This is a genomic window from Microbulbifer agarilyticus, assembly GCF_020171345.1.
In the GTDB taxonomy this organism is placed as follows: Bacteria; Pseudomonadota; Gammaproteobacteria; order Pseudomonadales; family Cellvibrionaceae; genus Microbulbifer; species Microbulbifer agarilyticus_D.
In genome coordinates, this window is the sequence record NZ_JAIUZM010000001.1 from 1,084,248 (window position 1) to 1,099,864 (window position 15,617).

Genomic DNA, 15,617 nt, shown 5'->3' on the forward strand with positions numbered 1-15,617 from the left:
TCATCCAAAGATACTAGTGTCCAAATTAATTTTTTAGAAACACATACAACTTAATCACAACAAAAATCTTTACGTCCCGGAGATTTACCATGGAGTTTTTCAACACACTGCTGCGCTTTTTCCAAAATGGCGGCGCCTTTATGTATCCCATCGCACTGGTGCTGGTCATCGGCATTGTGCTGATTGTGGAGCGCTGGGTTTTCCTGTCCCGCGCCAAGTTCGCCAACCGACGCGCTTATGGCCAGGTTCTGCCGATGATGCAGCAGCGTAACTTCGCCGCCGCGCTCAAGTTCGCCCAGGGCGAAAAAGCCCCGGTAGGCAAGATCGTTGCCGCCGGTATCAGCACCGCCCAGCACGCGCGCAAAGATGAAAACATTGCGATGGCCATCGAAGAGAGCATTCTCGAAGCGGTGCCGCGCCTGGAAAAGCGCACCAACTACCTGGCCACCCTGGCCAACATCGCTACGCTACTCGGTCTGCTGGGTACCATTATCGGCCTGATCGCGGCGTTCACCGCGGTAGCCAATGCCGACCCATCAGAAAAAGCCACCATGCTGTCTTCCAGTATTTCGGTAGCGATGAACACCACCGCCTTCGGCCTGATCTCCGCCATTCCGCTGCTGCTGGCTTACTCCATGCTGCAGAACAAAACCAACGAGATCATCGACAGCCTGGAAATGGCCGGCGTGAAGTTTCTTAACCTGATTACCCTGACCCGCGGTCAAAAAGCGGAAGCGGCGGCGCGCCCTGCGGCCAAAGCCGGTGCACCGGCTTAATCGCCCTAAGCGCTAGACCCGACAACGTTAAGAACGAGAACAAGAGAGAGCCATGGCTATCCGACGCAGGCTGGAAACCGACCCGGATCTGGACATCACCTCTTTTATGAGCCTGATGACCGTTCTGGTACCGGTATTGCTTCTGAATATGGTGTTTTCCCATATCTCCGTACTGAACCTCAACCTGCCAGGACTGAGTGATGCCAGTGCGGCGGAGCAGAAAGAAAATCAACAGCTGGAAATGGTGCTGCGCGCCGAATACATCGACATCAACTATCCGGCGGGCATTCGTGTGAAGCGAATTCCCAACCGGGACGGTGCGCCGGATTTGAAGCTGGTGTCTGACGTGTTGCAGGAAATCAAACGCGCCCTGCGGGATAAGGACATCGACAAGAAAGATGTGGTAATTCTCTCTGAACCGGGGACCTCATACCGTACGCTGGTGAGCGCCATGGACACCGCGCGTTCTTTCCGTGCGGTGGTTGCGGCTTCCGTAGTGGACGCGGAGCTGTTTCCACAGATTTCCCTCGGCGACGCGCCCCAACAGGGTGACGCAGCGCAGGACAAGCAGCTGGCAGGCAACGCATTATGAAAGCGACGATCGGCGGCAAGCTGAAAGGGCGCAAACAGCGCCGGCATAAAGAAACAAAACTGAATCTGGTATCCCTGATGGATATCTTCACCATCCTGGTATTTTTCCTGCTGGTGAACTCCTCCGATGTGGAAGTACTGCAGACGGACAAGACCATCAAACTGCCGGAATCCACCTCCACCCAGAAGCCGGAAACCACCACGGTAGTGCGCGTGAATGGCGACCAGCTGATGGTAGGCAACCGTATGATTGCCATGGTTGCGGACATCTCCGCAGACCAGGAGCAGATCGAACCACTGCTGAACGAGCTGAAGTACCTCGCCAGCCGCGCGGAACCCCTGCCGGAAGAGAAAAAGGAGCTGGGGCGCCCGGTGACCATCATGGGTGACGAAGAGGTTCCCTATGCGCTGTTAAAGCAGATCATGAACACCTGTGCGGCGGCAGACTACCGGGATATCGATCTGGCGGTTACCCAGACAGCACCGCAGGACCCGGCGGCACCCGCCGCTGGCCAGTAAGGAGGCATGCAGATGACACCAGCCTCCCCAGCAAGCGGCCGCGCGGCTTTAATGCCGTGGCACTACTACAACTCGAAACTCCCCTGGGCCTCCACAGAAGAGGAAGACCAGCGATTTGGCAAGTTCCTGCGCTCCGGTTTTATCGCGTTCGCGGTACTCGGTGCGCTGTTCACGTTTATTCCGGCCCCGGAACTGACCCGTGAGCAAAAAGAACAGCTGCCACCGCAGTTGGCACGGGTTATCCTCGAGAAAAAAGAGCTACCAAAGCCGGTGGAAAAGCCCAAGCCAAAGCCGGTAGAGAAAAAGGTTGAGAAGCCCAAGGAAGTTAAAAAAGAAAAACCCAAACCGGTGGAAAAACCCAAGCCAAAACCGATCAAGACCGTTAAGCCGAAACCCCTGAGTGAAAAGGCCCCGGCAGCAGAGGTTGCCAAGGCGCGGGAAAAGGCGGCAAACAGCGGCCTCATGCAGCTGCAGGACGACCTGATGGATATGCGCGATAGTCTCGACGTATCCCAGGTGGCCAACGCCAACTCCCTGGCGAGCGGCGCAGCCAATGCGCAGAAGATTGATCGCTCGATGATCAGCGATAAATCGAAGACGGCCAGCGGCGGTATCAATACCGGACAGCTCAGCCGCAATACCGGCGGTTCCGCACTGTCTGGCCGCGAAACTACCCAGGTGGAAGTGGCGGAAGCGACTGCGGCGGCCGAGTCCAGCGGCAAACAGGCGCGTCGTGAACGCGGCTCGCGCGGTGAGGAGTCCATCCGCCAGGTTATGGAAGCCAACAAGGGCGCGATCTTTGCGATCTACAACCGCGCCCTCCGCCGCGATCCGACGTTGGCGGGCAAGGTTACCGTGAAGCTGGTGATCGAGCCCAACGGGGTTATTTCAGCGGTAACGCTGGTGAGCAGTGAGCTGGAGAACGCGGATCTGGAGCGCAAGTTGCTCGCGCGCATTCGCCTGATCAATTTCGGCTCCGCCAACGTGGAAAAATCCACCCTCAACTACTCCATCGACTTCCTGCCTTCTTAAGCATTTAAAATTGCTATCGCCGGTGAGCTCCTGTTCCAATCTTGATCAGCGGGCTTACTGGCACTTCCTGCATCTTCTGCTCTTTAGTCGGTCACTACCTCGACTTTTTTCGATTCAGCATCAGAGCCCGTCCATACTTTCCTGTATTTTTTGACAGTTCAGAGTGTTTTTTCTGCCCTAAGTAGCAATTAGGATTGCAAGAAACGAGCAGGTTCTGGTACAAGTGTCCCACCAGAACTGTGACGACGTTCACAATATAAACTTGGATTGGCCGCCCGTTGCAGTAGGTAATTTTGTCGGGAATACCACAGGCCATACGTTGATTCCGTTGGGATGTTTAGCGGGAAGGTAAAAGGGACAGCCACAATGGCCACAGAAGAAAAAGAAAAAGCACCCGATACGGGCATGCTCACCGAAGTCTGGGAGCAGAGCGATAATGTGTTCGCCAAGGGTAAGACCGACCTGAGCCGGGTACCGGTAGACGAACTCGTCGGGCGCGTGTTCAGCAATGGCCCCCATTACCATTACGTGTTTGATCTGTTCGACCAGGAGCTGGTGTATGTAAGCCCGCTGGTGGAACAGGTCCACGACCTCAAAATCGGCGACATGACCTTCCAATCGATCCTGGACCAGATTCATCCAGAAGATATGGATTTTGTCGCCAGCGCCGAGGCCACTGCCATACGCTTGCTGCAAGAGCGTATTGGTATGGATAAGGTCACCAGCTATAAAGTGTCCTACTGTTTCCGTTTTCGGGCAAAAGGTGGCGAGTACCGACTGTTCAATCATCAGTCTTTGGTTTTGGATACGGACAGCCATGGACGGATCAGTAAAGCACTGAATGTACATACGGATATTTCCCACCTGACGACGAAAAATAACTATCGCCTGTCCCTGATTGGCATGGACGGCGAGCCCTCCTTCATCAATCTGGAAGTGGACAACTACTCCAAGGCAGAACAGTCCAATCGACCAAGCTTTACCGAACGCGAGTTGTCGGTGATCCGACTGGTTTCAAAAGGACTCACCAGTGCCCAGATTGGTGAAGCCCTGTCGTTATCGGAATACACCATTAAGAACCACCGCAAGCGTATTCTGAAAAAGGCCGGCTGCCAGAACATGAGTCAGCTACTGGCGAATTGTGTGGGCGAAGGCGTGATTTGATGGATCTCCCCGTCAAGCTTCCTCCAAAGGAATTGGATGAATTGAGGGAATCGACCTACCCTGCCTGGCGGAAGGTTCCGGATCTTTTCGCCCGGCGGGATGTGGTGCAGCAGAGACTTGAGCTGGATCGTTTTATCAGCGCCTGCTTTAGCAGCGGTCCCTGTTATTACTATGTGCTGGATTTTCTCAATCTCGACAAGCCCATGCTGGTTAGCCGAGAAATCGAATCGATTCTGGGGTTAGACGCGGAACACACAACGATCGAATCATTGCTTGACCGGGGACACCCGGAAGATATTCCGTTTGTCGCCAAGGCCCAAGAAACCGCATTCGCCATATTAAAAAACCAGCTCGGCATGGCGCGGGCCAAGGAATTTAAAATATCCTATAGTGGCCGACTGCGCGTTGCCGACGGCAGTTACAGACTGTTCAATCACCAGACCATCATCCTCGATACCAACAAACAATTTGGTATCGCCCGTACGCTGGGAATTCACACCGACATCAGTCACCTTGCCCAGCACGGCAGCCGCAAGCTTTCACTGCTGAATCTGCATGGCGGGGAAAACTACCGCAATATTGACGTTTTCAACAATCCTGACCATTTCCTCGCCACCCCATCACTTTTCACTCGGCGGGAACTGGAAATTGTGGAACTGCTTGCGGAGGGAAAGACAAGCGCTGTCATCGGCGAGTTACTGGGAATTTCTGCGCATACGGTAAAAAACCACCGCAAAAACATCCTAAAAAAATCCGGCTGCAAGACGACAGGACAGTTGGTTTCGAAGTGTCTTAACGAAGGCCTGATATAGGCCGAGACGGATTCAGAGAAGGGCAAACTGCAGCAAATAGATCCGAATGGGCTATTGCCCGGCACCGCGAATGGGCGCATGCTGAATTCTGAGCAGACCGCACGCCGGCATTAACGGCGGCCAAGATAGGGACTTCGCGCTCACCAACAAATTTTCATCCTGTGAGTTGGTTACAGCCGCAAGGCTGGCTCTGGGTAGGCCCGGACGGCTTACTTCAGAGCACTTTTTTCTCGCATCGTCACCTTTCGTTGACGCTCTTCTCGCACATTCCTTAAGCCACCCATTTCACGCCGCTCGTCTGGCGTTGCGTTGGGCAATGATTGTGCTTGCCGCGGCTCACCAGGCTGGCCCCGACGATTAATTCAAGTCGACCGCGTACTGACGCAGCACCTCCATTGGCACGATTTCCAGCGCCTTTACGTGCGTGCGCTGCAAAAATACACGCGGTGCCATTTCCACTTTCTGCGCTTCCAGCCAGCGGGCCGCACACAAGCACCAGCGATCCCCTGGATTTAGCCCCGGAAAACCAAATTCCTCCACCGGTGTGCTCAGGTCGTTGCCGCGTTCCGCGGAAAACGTCAGGAATTCTTTCGTCACTTCGACGCATACCGTGTGCGAACCCAGATCCTGATCATTGGTGTTGCAGCAGCCGTCGCGGAAAAATCCAGTTAACGGGTTCGTGCTGCAAGGCACTAAAGGATCACCAAAAACGTTCAACGACTCGTGCATTTCCAGAGCAATAGCCATGGTTATTCTCCACCGGGTACTTCGTCTATCAGTTCAATATCGACCAGTTGCCAGCGCAGCCCGCTCCGTTGCAAACGCAGTAACACGCGGTCAAAGTCATCGCGATTGCCGCACACCACTTCGACTGTATTCATACCGGTAAAGTACCAGTGTTGTAACCGCCAGTGATGACCGCGGCCTGAATCTGTCTCTGCGCTTTCTTCTGTCGGCCCACGGCGTTGACTGGCGGATGGCGCAGCAACACGATGCTCACCCATTCCACTCAGCTCTCGCTCGAACTCGCGCCAGTCTTTCTGCCCCTGGACAAGTTGCACGATACCTTCTGGGCTGATCAACCGCTCCAGTAGCGGCCCAACAAACAGATCCGCGCCGGCCTTAAACAAATCGCCAAGTGCCGGAGGTAAGTCATCACTGATCGATTCACGAATTTCATCCTGCAGCCGCCCGCGGATATTGCCGCGTAACTGGGGAAAATCCACATAGCGTTCGAGCCTGGCGACATCTTCGTTCTGCGCGGCCTCAATAAGCTGGTGTGCGGAATACCAGGGGAGGGCCACATAAAACATGATCAAGACAGATAGTAGCAACAGGCTACGCAGTAACCATTTCCCCATTGGGCATGAACCCTCGCAAGATTCGAGTCTGTAGTCCATCCATATTAGCGCTGTGTGCAGCTGAATTACAGGCGCTTACAAATGCGAGGCAAAGTAAGATTACGGCGCCAATCCTGTGTTATTGTTGCTCACCGCTCCGCCGGCAAGGGGTAAAAACACGGAACTGTGTTCGCCGGCCAATAAAAATGACAAAAATTGTTGGATTAAGGAATATCGACCATGAGTGATATCTATAACGCACCACAAGCTGACCTGTCAGGGGACCATGAGCCCAGTGGTGGCGAAGGCTCCATCCCCAAAGCACTCGCTGGGGATTATCAGGTGGCCATTGGCGAGACCTTGAGCGAAGCCTGGGCCAAAACCAGTGGTCGTAAAGGTACTGTCTGGCTCGGCGTATTGCTGTATTTCGTTGCTTACGTCGCCATTACCGTGATCGCCAACCTGATCACCGGCCAGTCCATGACTAATCCGGAAATGAATCAAGGGTTCGGCGCGATCCTTTCACAGGTAATTATTGTTGCCGCATCGGCGCCATTAGGCGCAGGCCTGATGATGATTGGTATCAAGATCGCACGCGACGAGCAGGTCTCAGGCACCGAAGTGTTCGCTCACTTCGACAAGACATTGCCACTGGCTGTGGGCATGATCCTCATGTACGTCCTTGTAGTACTTGGCTTTATCCTTCTCATCCTGCCCGGTATCTACCTGATGATTGGCTACATCCTGATGATGCCACTGATCGTAGATAAGAACCTGGGCGCATGGCAGGCATTGGAAGTTTCCCGTAAAGCGGTGACCAAGCACTGGTTCCCGATCTTTGGCTTTATGATCGTCCTCGGCCTGCTGTATCTCGCCGGTTTCCTGGCGCTGTTGATCGGTCTGATCTGGGCTATCCCAACCCTGGGGATCGCTTACGGCATCCTGTATCGCAACATGTTTGGTGGTCACGAGGCCAATCCGGAAATCTAATTTCCGAAGTTCCGGCGGCGCACGAGGTGCCGCCGGATCTGCCTCAAGCGTTTACTTTGTAGCGACCAATGCACTCCTCTACAGCCCGCTCTACTGACCGTTCTGATGCGGAAACACCGCTCGACACCCTGTATCAAATCGAAACGCCGGAAGGTATCGACTTGAGCGTACAGGTGGCAGGCCCGGTTCCACGCATACTTGCCTATGCGGTAGATCTTTTATACCGCACACTTATTCTCGTCATCCTGGGGATTGCACTCACCTTCGCCGGTAAGGCCGGTGTAGGCTTCTGGCTGCTCGGGTCGTTTATTCTGGAATGGTTTTATCCGGTTTTTTTTGAAATGTTCCGCGGTGGGCAAACCCCGGGAAAACGTGCGTTTTCGCTCGCTGTTGTCAATGACAACCTGACACCCGTCTCCTGGGGCGCATCCATTATGCGCAATCTACTCCGTTTTGCGGATTTTCTCCCTTTTGGATACTGCGCCGGAATGATCAGTATGAGTGCCAGCCGATACTTCCAGCGTCTTGGCGACTACGCTGCCGGCACGCTGGTTATCTATCGACAGGAAGAATCAAATCCAGTCGCACTCCCACAAGTGCCACCCGCTCCCCCACCCAAAGGTCTGAAGCTGCAAGACCAGCAGGCGATTATCAGCCTTACAGAGCGTAGCACCGCCCTCAGTAAAGGACGCCAACAAGAGCTTGCCGAAATATTAGAGCCAATCACGGGGCATCGCGGAGAGGCGAGTATTCGCTATTTGCACGGTGTCGGCCGTTGGTTACTCGGTACCCGCCAGAAGCCAGCGACCGGTGCAGGGGCTGACACTCGGGATAAAGGCGTAGCGCCATGAAGCAGAAAGACTTTGAGGAACGCTACAGCCCATCGTGGGCACGCATTGAAAACTATCTTGCGGGCTACGAAAAAAATACGATCCCGCAAACACAGGCTTCAGCAGATAATTCCACGCAACAATTCGATTTGCCAGTTGCCTATCGTGACCTCTGCCAACAGCTGGCAATGGCCAAGGAACGTCAATATACCAGCTACCTGGTAACGCGACTGAATCAACTGGTGATGGCCTGTCATCAACGTGTCTACCAGCAACAGTCGATCAGCAAAAACCGCTGGCTGGACTTTATTATTCGTGGTTTTCCATGCGCCTTGCGGGAGCAGGCACGTTTTGTATGGCTCGCCTGCGGCCTGTTCTTGGCTCCGGCACTGGTTATGGGGCTGGGCTGCTACTGGAACGATGCACTGATTTACGCAGTCATGTCACCGGAGCAGGTACTGCAGATCGAAGCCATGTACGACCCCGCCAACCGGGTGCTGGGTCGCGAACGCGGCTCGGATTCTGACTTGCTGATGTTTGGTTATTACATCAAGAATAATATTGGAATTGCCTTTCGTACTTTTGCCTCGGGTATTGTCTTTGGCCTCGGATCAATATTTTTCCTGGTCTTCAACGGCGTATTTCTGGGCGCAGTTTTTGGTCAACTTACCCGGGTCGGATTTGCGGTAACTTTTTATCCCTTCGTTATCGGCCATGGTGCTTTTGAACTGACTGCTATCGTATTTGCCGGTGCCGCCGGCCTGATGCTTGGCCACTCGCTGGTCAACCCGGGTAATATCAGTCGACGGGCAGCGTTGCAGCAGGCGGGACGTAATGCGATGAAGATCATGTACGGTACGTTTCTAATGCTCGTTATCGCCGCTTTCCTGGAGGCATTCTGGTCCTCCAGCACCACGGTTAGCATGGAAGTGAAACTGGCAGTCGGTGCGCTGTTCTGGTTGTTGGTGATCAGTTACTGTGTGCTCGCTGGACGAGGCACCCACACAGATTCCCGCGAGGTTGTGCGGTGAACCTAAACCAACTGGTGGTACATGCCAGGCAACGCAGTAACTGGGAATCGGTCGATCTCGGCATATTACTGGCACGGCGTCACTGGTTGCTCTTGGCGACACTGTGGCTCATACCTGCCGCAGCTGTATTCTCGCTGCTGTTGCTGATCTTTCCCGACAGGCCAAATCTGGCCCTGCTGGTTGTCTGGTGGCTAAAACCGATGTTTGAACGCCTGCCTTTGCTGTTGGCCAGCCGGCAGTTGTTTGCACAACGGGATAGCTACCCGGAGGCGCTGAAGTTGTTTTTCCGCGCAAACCGCCATGACGCCCTGTCATGGATCAGCTGGCGCCGGCTGAACTTCACCCGCAGCTTTGATTTGCCGCTCACCGTGCTCGAACAAGCCAAAGGTCCTGCGCGCACCGCGCGCCAGTCGCTCCTGCATCGACAAACCGCAGGTACTGCCAGCTGGCTACATATTGTCGGTGCCCATGTAGAGCTGATTTTGAGCGTTGGCCTGTGGGCGCTAGTGTATATGATGCTGCCGGAGCAGATTGAAGTAGATTGGCTGCCATTGATGCAAGGCGACAACCAGCTCTTCATGTGGCTCGCCAACGGCGCCAGCATTCTGGTCATGGCTGTAGTAGCACCCTTTTATGTTTGCGGTGGCTTTATGCTGTACATCGGGCGCAGGGTTGACCTCGAGGCCTGGGATGTGGAAATCCAGTTCCGTAAGCTGCGTGAGCGATTCACATCAAAGCGCGGTAGCCGAAACCATTCACGACAAGAAAACAATGATCCAGCGCAGACACCGCGCAAGTCTTCGCCAGTAAACACCACCCTGAGCTGCCTGTTCGCGCTCATCCTTTGTGTACCCCTTGCCATGCCACAGTCAGCTCTGGCCGATGTGGTAACACCAGCGCAAGCAGAGGAACAGATCGATGCAGTCATGTCGGATGACGCATTCCACGAAAAAGAAACCGTGCGCGGCTGGCGACTCAAGGATTTCGAGGAACGCAAGTACCGTTTTCCCGAATGGCTCATCGCAATCATTGAGTGGCTCGAGGGGCTGGGGTGGGACGAAGAAAGCGAAGAGACCGAGGCCTCCTGGATCCCGCTGCTCGCGGGTATCGTCGAAGTTATTCTCTGGGCCCTCGCCCTGGCATTGGTTGCCTGGTTGGTATGGCATTGCCGCAACTACATTCGCCAGGCACTGGGGTTGCGCACACGCACAGACCATGCACCGGCGCAGCGGCCGGAAACACTGTTTGGACTGGATGTCCGCGGTGACAGTTTGCCGGAAGATGTCACCGCAGAGGTATTAACGTTGTGGGAGCGGGGCCAGCAACGAGAAGCCATAAGCCTGCTCTATCGCGCGAGCCTGGCGCATCTTATTAATCGGTATGACTGCCCCTTCCAGGATCATCATACAGAGGCGGAATGTGCGCGACTGGTATATGAAGAATCAGGGCTCAACAAGCAAATCACACCCAAACTGGTACAACTTTTCAGCCGCCTAACGCAGGTTTGGCAACATCAGGCCTACGCCCACCGCGCTCCAGCAACCCCGCTGCTCGAATCACTTTGCCGTGACTGGCACAGCAGTTTTTCTGCCACGCCGACAGACAGTGATGCACAGGGGGGGCAAGCATGAGCACCCATATGAAAGGTTCCCGTGGTTTTGCCCGTGCTGCCCTGCTGTGGACACTGCTGATATTAGGCATTTGCGCAGCGGCGTTCCTGTACTTTTTTGAGTACTACTCAGAGGAAGTGGATCGCGGATTCGGCACTGAGGCACGTCGCAACCCCTACCTTGCTGCAGAGAAATTTCTTGATCGCATCGGCATTCCGCATCGGCAGGCAGACAATATTGCCGTTCTTCCGGCGCTCAACGACAACGATGTCCTGTTTCTCGCAAATAGCAACCTGATCTACAACGAGCAACGGCTCTGGGAATTGCTTGAATGGGTCGAGCGAGGTGGCCAGGCGATCGTTGTGAGCAACCAGCTTACCACCGACGGCGAGCGTAATTTACTGCTTGATCTACTCGGACTGGAAGTTACGCACGGGGATACCGACCTTTATTTCAACTGGCGCTTGCGTGAAGTTTTTGGTGATGAAGCGAAGACACTGCAAGAGAAAACGGTCAGCGAATTAATGCGCGACCACAACCGCAAGCTTGCCGAGAAATCGAAGAACCAAAAGTCAGACACTGCGCCCATCGGGGACGGGGTAGAAGCGGCGCAAGATGCAGTTACCGAGGATAAGCGCAACCCTGAAGTCGATCCCGAACGACTGATTAATCTGACCAGTGATGGCGGTACCAGTTACTCCCTGTATTTTGATCCAGAGTTGCTGCTAAGCCACGCGATGATGGCCCAGGGCGATGAAGTGGATGTGCAGGGTGGGTTGCTACACTGGGTCACTTTTCAAGATCCAACCCTGCACACTGACCAGGTGTTAGCGCAACCGGGCGATATCGCCGGCTATGACAGCGACCTGCTGCACCATCAGTCACCTCTGGTATTTTTCGAGTACGGCCACGGCCGGATCACACTGATGGCCGACAGTGGCCTGTGGCAAAATCGACGCATTGGTGAATTCGACCACGGGTTTTTCCTGGCACATCTCGTCGGCCACAAGAACCTGGTGATGATCACCCACCCTCATTTTCTTGGCTTCGGTGAATTAATTCGACGCTACTGGCTGGAATTTTTCACTGCCGGGGGGCTTGTATTACTTGCCTGGATTGCCAACCGCAGCCGTCGCTTCGGCCCGCGGGATCCAGAGGGCGCGTCAGTGCGTCGCTCGCTGCTGGAGCATGTGCGCGCATGTGGATATTTCTACTGGCGTGAGGACTCCGCCCGGAAACAGTTCGAAAAGGTCCGATCGCAGCTTCTCGGAAAAATACTACCTCATGCGCCCAGGCCTCTCACAGAGGATCGACAAGCCGAAGTCGGTCAGTCACTTGCCGAGCGTACCGGGTTAACTACCGCTGAAATTATCACAGCCTTGTGGGGGCCTGCTCCCCACAGTGAAGAAATGTTTACCGCGTGCATGCGCAGCCTTCAGATCATTGAGGACGCCTTATGAGCGAATCCACCCTGGACCAGACAACACTTTCCGACGAGACTGCCGCCGCATCGGAAATCACAGACTCGCCATGGCAACAGGCAAGTTCGCTTGCTGACGAACTCCGCGCGCGAGTGAACAAGGTAGTCATTGGCCAGCAGGCCGTCGTCGATCAGGTACTGACGGCACTCCTGGCCAACGGACATGTCCTGCTGGAGGGCGTACCGGGGCTTGGCAAAACGCTGTTAGTACGCAGCCTGTCACAAGGATTTGGCGGCGAATTCCGTCGCATACAATTCACACCGGATTTGATGCCGGCGGATGTCACCGGGCACGCGATCTATCACATGGCGGAGAGTCGCTTCGAAGTACGGCGCGGACCGGTGTTCACCAACCTGTTATTGGCGGATGAAATTAACCGGGCCCCCGCGAAAACGCAGGCGGCGTTGCTGGAAGTCATGCAGGAGCAGCAGGTCACCATCGACGGGGAAACCCACAAAACTCCCAGCCCTTTTATGGTACTGGCGACACAAAACCCGGTGGAGCAGGAAGGTACCTACCCATTGCCCGAGGCAGAGCTTGACCGCTTCCTGCTCAAGGTAATCATTGATTTCCCCTCTCAGGAAGCAGAAGAGCAGCTGGCCGCAGCGGCCAGCGCGGGGCATATCGAGGCCCAGCTCACGAGCAACCTGCAGCCAGTTCTTGATGTCGCCGGGCTACAACATCTGCAGCAGCTGGTACCACAGGTGCAGGTGGACCAAGAAGTGTTGAGCTATGCCGTACGCCTGGTACGCGCGACCCGCGTGTCTTCCCAGCTGCGTCGCAGTGCCGGGCCCCGCGCGAGTATCGGCTTAATTCAGGCCGCAAGAGCCCATGCATTACTGGCAGGGCGAGAGTTTGTTCTGCCAGACGATATCAAGTCGATGGCCATTCCGGTGATGCGCCATCGCGTAGCCGTGTCACCAGATATGGAAATTGATGGTGAAACGGCCGATACGGTACTGGCACAAATCATCGAGACCGTCGAGGCGCCTCGGCTGTGAGACCATCGCCACGGTTGATGCGGCTTTTACTCATTGGGTGTGGTAGTGCGCTCCTCGTAAGTGGTGCACACATACTACAGCCGGAGTTAGCCGCACTTTTGTCGAAGGCCTGGTGGCTGTTGCTCGCCGTTTTGTTACTAGCCGCTGCGCTCGACTTTATTACCGGCAGTACCGTCCATGGCCTGACCGGCAAACGTACTTTACCTGGCAACCTGGCCCTGGGTGTTGAGCAGCCAATACACCTTCAGCTACACAACCAAAGCGATCGCAGCCTGACCTTTATTTTATCCGACCAACTACCTGCGCAATTACGCGGTCACAAGCTGCCGCTACATATTCAGTTGCATCCAGATCAGCAACTGGAAACTCACTACCTCGTACAACCCATTCGTCGAGGTCAGGCGGAGTTCGGGCAACTGGAAGCACTAGTCAGTTCGCCATGGGCTCTGTGGCAAAAACATGTCCGCCTCGGCCAGCCCCAAAGTGCGCGGGTTTACCCGAATTTTCTCGGCATCTCTTCTCTGCAGTCCCTGTCCACAGAGCAGACCCTGCGCCAACTTGGTGTTATTCAACATCAACGCCGTGGTGAGGGTCTGGACTTCCGGCAGTTGCGGGAGTATCGCCGGGGCGATAGTCAGCGGCAGGTCGATTGGCGCGCAAGTGCGCGCATGCAGAAATTGATCAGCCGGGAATATCAGGATGAGCGCGACCAGGAAATCATTTTTCTACTGGACTGCGGGCGTCGCATGCGCACCCATGATGGCGACCTCAGCCATTTCGATCACGCACTCAATGCCATGTTGCTGTCGGCTTATGTAGCCATTCGCCAGGGCGATGCGGTTGGCCTCCAATGCTTCGCTGGCAACCAAAGTCGCTTGCCGCCGGTGAAGGGCGAGGGTGCGATCAATTTACTGCTCAACCACGTTTACGATATTCATTCCGGTACTGCCCACAGTGATTACTCTGCAGCTGCAGAGCAATTACTTGCCAGACAGCAGCGACGTGCACTGGTCATTTTACTAACGAACGTGAGGGATGAAGACAGTGCAGACCTGAGTGCCGCAGTGCAGCAGCTCTCCCGCCACCACCTGGTGATGGTAGCGAGCTTACGCGAAGGTTCCCTGGACGCACTATTGCAAAAACCGATAGCGAATTTTGACGATGCTTTGATGCACTGTGCAGGGCGTGACTTGATTCAGCGCCGCGAGCGATTGCTGCAGCAACTGCGGGCGCGTAATACCATTCTCGCCGACGCCTTGCCGAGAGATATGCACACCTCACTTGTGGAAAGCTACTGGCAACTCAAACGTAGCGGCAAGCTGTAGAAAATAGGGAGTAGGGAAAAGGATTCGGGGCAGATCACGGATGTGACGCACCCCATTTTTTGTCAGAAGCGGTAACTGAAATTAAGCGTGAGTGTACGCAAGTGCCCCAGGTCGAAGCGCACATCATTCACCCCGTCAAAGAAGTAAAAGCGTGTGTCTACATCGTTGTACATGTACTCGATGGAGGTATCGAAATCCTGCGTCCATTTGTAGCGATAGCCGACGCCCGCATTCCAGTAATCGTCGTCGTAATCGTTGTTGATTTCGTAAATAAACCCATCGCGCTGGATGTTATCTACATCGAACTCGCCATAGTTCCAGCCGATCATCCAATAAAGGCACTGGATATCGCAGGTCACGGTGAAGTCGACCTTGGCGCCAATTCCCCACTGATCGATGTTTACGCTGCCATCGTCGAATCCGGTATAGCGTAATTCAACCTGCCAGATACCCGCGGCAGGGGTTACACCAATGCTCGCGTATCCGGCGAAATCCTGTTCGTCATTAATCTGCAGTTCACCGGCACCCAATCCAATACTGCCGACGATGAAGTATTCACCATTGCAGTAGCCGTCGATAGGGTTATTCCATTGCGCCAACGCGGTGCTGGAAGCGAACAGCGCGAGAAGAAATACCAAAGTTTTCATTATTTGACTTCCCTGTTTGAGAGCATCGAATCAAAACATCCTTTTTTGATTCAAAGATCCTGGCGTGAAAATTCGGGCTTATCGGAGTTGCTAGTTACGGGAACTGAACGCGTTCTGCTCTATGTCGATGATCGCCCAGATACCACCGGTGAACGCGGGGTTTTTACGCAGCGCTTCCAGGTCGCCGGGGGTTGGCGGTACATCACCGGCAGCATGCAAGTCGTCAAGCCGCGCAACGATGGTCTCCGCCATTTTCTGTAGCGTGAGTTCCAGAGTGTCACCGTGGCAATGGCAGTGGGGCAAATCCGGCGCGATGGCGCCGTAGCCGGCAAACTCGATATTGTGTACCACAACCGGGTAGCGCATGGGCTTTCTCGTTTCAGTTAGCTTTTATCCCATCAAGCGTAGACCCAATTATTCGGAATTGAGCAATTTTCTCTGCAAAGAAAATAAATGTGCGACGAGTGC

17 protein-coding genes are annotated in these 15,617 nt (G+C 54.7%); 13 read left to right on the plus strand and 4 right to left on the minus strand.

From position 1 onward, the window contains the following. Positions 1 to 89 precede the first annotated feature (89 nt). From LCM31_RS04445 to LCM31_RS16375, 6 genes are all read left to right on the plus strand, one after another. Complete coding sequence (locus LCM31_RS04445) at positions 90 to 776, plus strand: MotA/TolQ/ExbB proton channel family protein (RefSeq protein ID WP_224867878.1); 687 nt, start codon at positions 90 to 92, stop codon at positions 774 to 776. A 52-nt stretch (positions 777 to 828) separates the two neighbouring features. After that, a complete protein-coding gene (locus tag LCM31_RS04450; protein WP_224867880.1) occupies positions 829 to 1,368 on the plus strand; it encodes an ExbD/TolR family protein in 540 nt (179 codons plus the stop codon). Then, complete coding sequence (locus tag LCM31_RS04455; protein WP_224867882.1) at positions 1,365 to 1,886, plus strand: ExbD/TolR family protein; 522 nt, start codon at positions 1,365 to 1,367, stop codon at positions 1,884 to 1,886. The genes LCM31_RS04450 and LCM31_RS04455 overlap by 4 nt, the downstream gene beginning before the upstream one ends. Before the next feature lie 12 nt (positions 1,887 to 1,898). Beyond that, positions 1,899 to 2,918: an AgmX/PglI C-terminal domain-containing protein gene (locus LCM31_RS04460; RefSeq protein ID WP_224867884.1), complete on the plus strand. Its 1,020-nt coding sequence runs from the start codon at positions 1,899 to 1,901 to the stop codon at positions 2,916 to 2,918. Between the two features lie 366 nt (positions 2,919 to 3,284). Then, positions 3,285 to 4,082 carry a LuxR C-terminal-related transcriptional regulator gene (locus LCM31_RS04465; RefSeq protein WP_224867886.1) on the plus strand — a complete coding sequence of 266 codons (798 nt, stop codon included), beginning with the start codon at positions 3,285 to 3,287 and terminating at the stop codon, positions 4,080 to 4,082. Then, positions 4,082 to 4,894 carry a response regulator transcription factor gene (locus tag LCM31_RS16375; RefSeq protein WP_318247430.1) on the plus strand — a complete coding sequence of 271 codons (813 nt, stop codon included), beginning with the start codon at positions 4,082 to 4,084 and terminating at the stop codon, positions 4,892 to 4,894. The genes LCM31_RS04465 and LCM31_RS16375 overlap by 1 nt, the downstream gene beginning before the upstream one ends. A 357-nt stretch (positions 4,895 to 5,251) precedes the next feature. Here the strand turns inward: LCM31_RS16375 and LCM31_RS04475 are convergent, their stop codons facing one another. Continuing rightward, positions 5,252 to 5,641 (minus strand): DUF2237 family protein, encoded by a 390-nt coding sequence (locus LCM31_RS04475; protein ID WP_224867888.1) that lies wholly within the window; start codon positions 5,639 to 5,641, stop codon positions 5,252 to 5,254. Positions 5,642 to 5,643: 2 nt separating this feature from the next. After that, positions 5,644 to 6,255: a DUF2939 domain-containing protein gene (locus LCM31_RS04480; RefSeq protein ID WP_224867889.1), complete on the minus strand. Its 612-nt coding sequence runs from the start codon at positions 6,253 to 6,255 to the stop codon at positions 5,644 to 5,646. Positions 6,256 to 6,474: 219 nt separating this feature from the next. On the opposite strand from LCM31_RS04480, the gene LCM31_RS04485 reads away from it, so the two are divergent. The 7 genes from LCM31_RS04485 (at position 6,475) to LCM31_RS04515 (ending at position 14,502) form a co-directional block, all read left to right on the plus strand. After that, positions 6,475 to 7,224: a DUF975 family protein gene (locus LCM31_RS04485; protein WP_224867891.1), complete on the plus strand. Its 750-nt coding sequence runs from the start codon at positions 6,475 to 6,477 to the stop codon at positions 7,222 to 7,224. 68 nt (positions 7,225 to 7,292) lie between these two features. Then, complete coding sequence (locus tag LCM31_RS04490; protein WP_224867893.1) at positions 7,293 to 8,075, plus strand: RDD family protein; 783 nt, start codon at positions 7,293 to 7,295, stop codon at positions 8,073 to 8,075. After that, positions 8,072 to 9,085 (plus strand): stage II sporulation protein M, encoded by a 1,014-nt coding sequence (locus tag LCM31_RS04495; protein WP_224867895.1) that lies wholly within the window; start codon positions 8,072 to 8,074, stop codon positions 9,083 to 9,085. Before LCM31_RS04490 ends, LCM31_RS04495 begins: the two co-directional genes overlap by 4 nt. Next, positions 9,082 to 10,716 (plus strand): DUF4129 domain-containing protein, encoded by a 1,635-nt coding sequence (locus LCM31_RS16380; protein WP_224867897.1) that lies wholly within the window; start codon positions 9,082 to 9,084, stop codon positions 10,714 to 10,716. The genes LCM31_RS04495 and LCM31_RS16380 overlap by 4 nt, the downstream gene beginning before the upstream one ends. Further along, the gene (locus LCM31_RS04505) at positions 10,713 to 12,155 is read left to right on the plus strand and encodes a DUF4350 domain-containing protein (RefSeq protein ID WP_224867899.1); all 1,443 of its coding nucleotides are present in this window, start codon (positions 10,713 to 10,715) and stop codon (positions 12,153 to 12,155) included. Before LCM31_RS16380 ends, LCM31_RS04505 begins: the two co-directional genes overlap by 4 nt. After that, entirely contained in the window at positions 12,152 to 13,177 is a 1,026-nt protein-coding gene (locus tag LCM31_RS04510) for an AAA family ATPase (protein ID WP_224867901.1), read from the plus strand. Before LCM31_RS04505 ends, LCM31_RS04510 begins: the two co-directional genes overlap by 4 nt. A gap of 98 nt (positions 13,178 to 13,275) precedes the next feature. Beyond that, the gene (locus LCM31_RS04515) at positions 13,276 to 14,502 is read left to right on the plus strand and encodes a DUF58 domain-containing protein (protein ID WP_224867903.1); all 1,227 of its coding nucleotides are present in this window, start codon (positions 13,276 to 13,278) and stop codon (positions 14,500 to 14,502) included. 62 nt (positions 14,503 to 14,564) lie between these two features. On the opposite strand, the gene LCM31_RS04520 is transcribed toward LCM31_RS04515, so the two are convergent. Together LCM31_RS04520 and LCM31_RS04525 are read right to left on the minus strand one after the other, a co-directional pair. Further along, on the minus strand, positions 14,565 to 15,149 hold the full coding sequence (locus tag LCM31_RS04520) for an outer membrane protein (RefSeq protein ID WP_224867905.1): 585 nt from the start codon (positions 15,147 to 15,149) through the stop codon (positions 14,565 to 14,567). Between the two features lie 90 nt (positions 15,150 to 15,239). Then, the gene (locus LCM31_RS04525) at positions 15,240 to 15,515 is read right to left on the minus strand and encodes a type II toxin-antitoxin system HicB family antitoxin (protein ID WP_222231254.1); all 276 of its coding nucleotides are present in this window, start codon (positions 15,513 to 15,515) and stop codon (positions 15,240 to 15,242) included. Between the last annotated feature and the right edge of the window lie 102 nt (positions 15,516 to 15,617).

Bases quoted from the DNA above. Each gene is read 5' to 3' on its own strand.
- LCM31_RS04445 (WP_224867878.1), top strand. From the start codon at position 90: ATGGAGTTTTTCAACACACTGCTGCGCTTTTTCCAAAATGGCGGCGCC.
- LCM31_RS04450 (WP_224867880.1), top strand. From the start codon at position 829: ATGGCTATCCGACGCAGGCTGGAAACCGACCCGGATCTGGACATCACC.
- LCM31_RS04455 (WP_224867882.1), top strand. From the start codon at position 1,365: ATGAAAGCGACGATCGGCGGCAAGCTGAAAGGGCGCAAACAGCGCCGG.
- LCM31_RS04460 (WP_224867884.1), top strand. From the start codon at position 1,899: ATGACACCAGCCTCCCCAGCAAGCGGCCGCGCGGCTTTAATGCCGTGG.
- LCM31_RS04465 (WP_224867886.1), top strand. From the start codon at position 3,285: ATGGCCACAGAAGAAAAAGAAAAAGCACCCGATACGGGCATGCTCACC.
- LCM31_RS16375 (WP_318247430.1), top strand. From the start codon at position 4,082: ATGGATCTCCCCGTCAAGCTTCCTCCAAAGGAATTGGATGAATTGAGG.
- LCM31_RS04475 (WP_224867888.1), bottom strand. From the start codon at position 5,641: ATGGCTATTGCTCTGGAAATGCACGAGTCGTTGAACGTTTTTGGTGAT.
- LCM31_RS04480 (WP_224867889.1), bottom strand. From the start codon at position 6,255: ATGGGGAAATGGTTACTGCGTAGCCTGTTGCTACTATCTGTCTTGATC.
- LCM31_RS04485 (WP_224867891.1), top strand. From the start codon at position 6,475: ATGAGTGATATCTATAACGCACCACAAGCTGACCTGTCAGGGGACCAT.
- LCM31_RS04490 (WP_224867893.1), top strand. From the start codon at position 7,293: ATGCACTCCTCTACAGCCCGCTCTACTGACCGTTCTGATGCGGAAACA.
- LCM31_RS04495 (WP_224867895.1), top strand. From the start codon at position 8,072: ATGAAGCAGAAAGACTTTGAGGAACGCTACAGCCCATCGTGGGCACGC.
- LCM31_RS04505 (WP_224867899.1), top strand. From the start codon at position 10,713: ATGAGCACCCATATGAAAGGTTCCCGTGGTTTTGCCCGTGCTGCCCTG.
- LCM31_RS04510 (WP_224867901.1), top strand. From the start codon at position 12,152: ATGAGCGAATCCACCCTGGACCAGACAACACTTTCCGACGAGACTGCC.
- LCM31_RS04520 (WP_224867905.1), bottom strand. From the start codon at position 15,149: ATGAAAACTTTGGTATTTCTTCTCGCGCTGTTCGCTTCCAGCACCGCG.
- LCM31_RS04525 (WP_222231254.1), bottom strand. From the start codon at position 15,515: ATGCGCTACCCGGTTGTGGTACACAATATCGAGTTTGCCGGCTACGGC.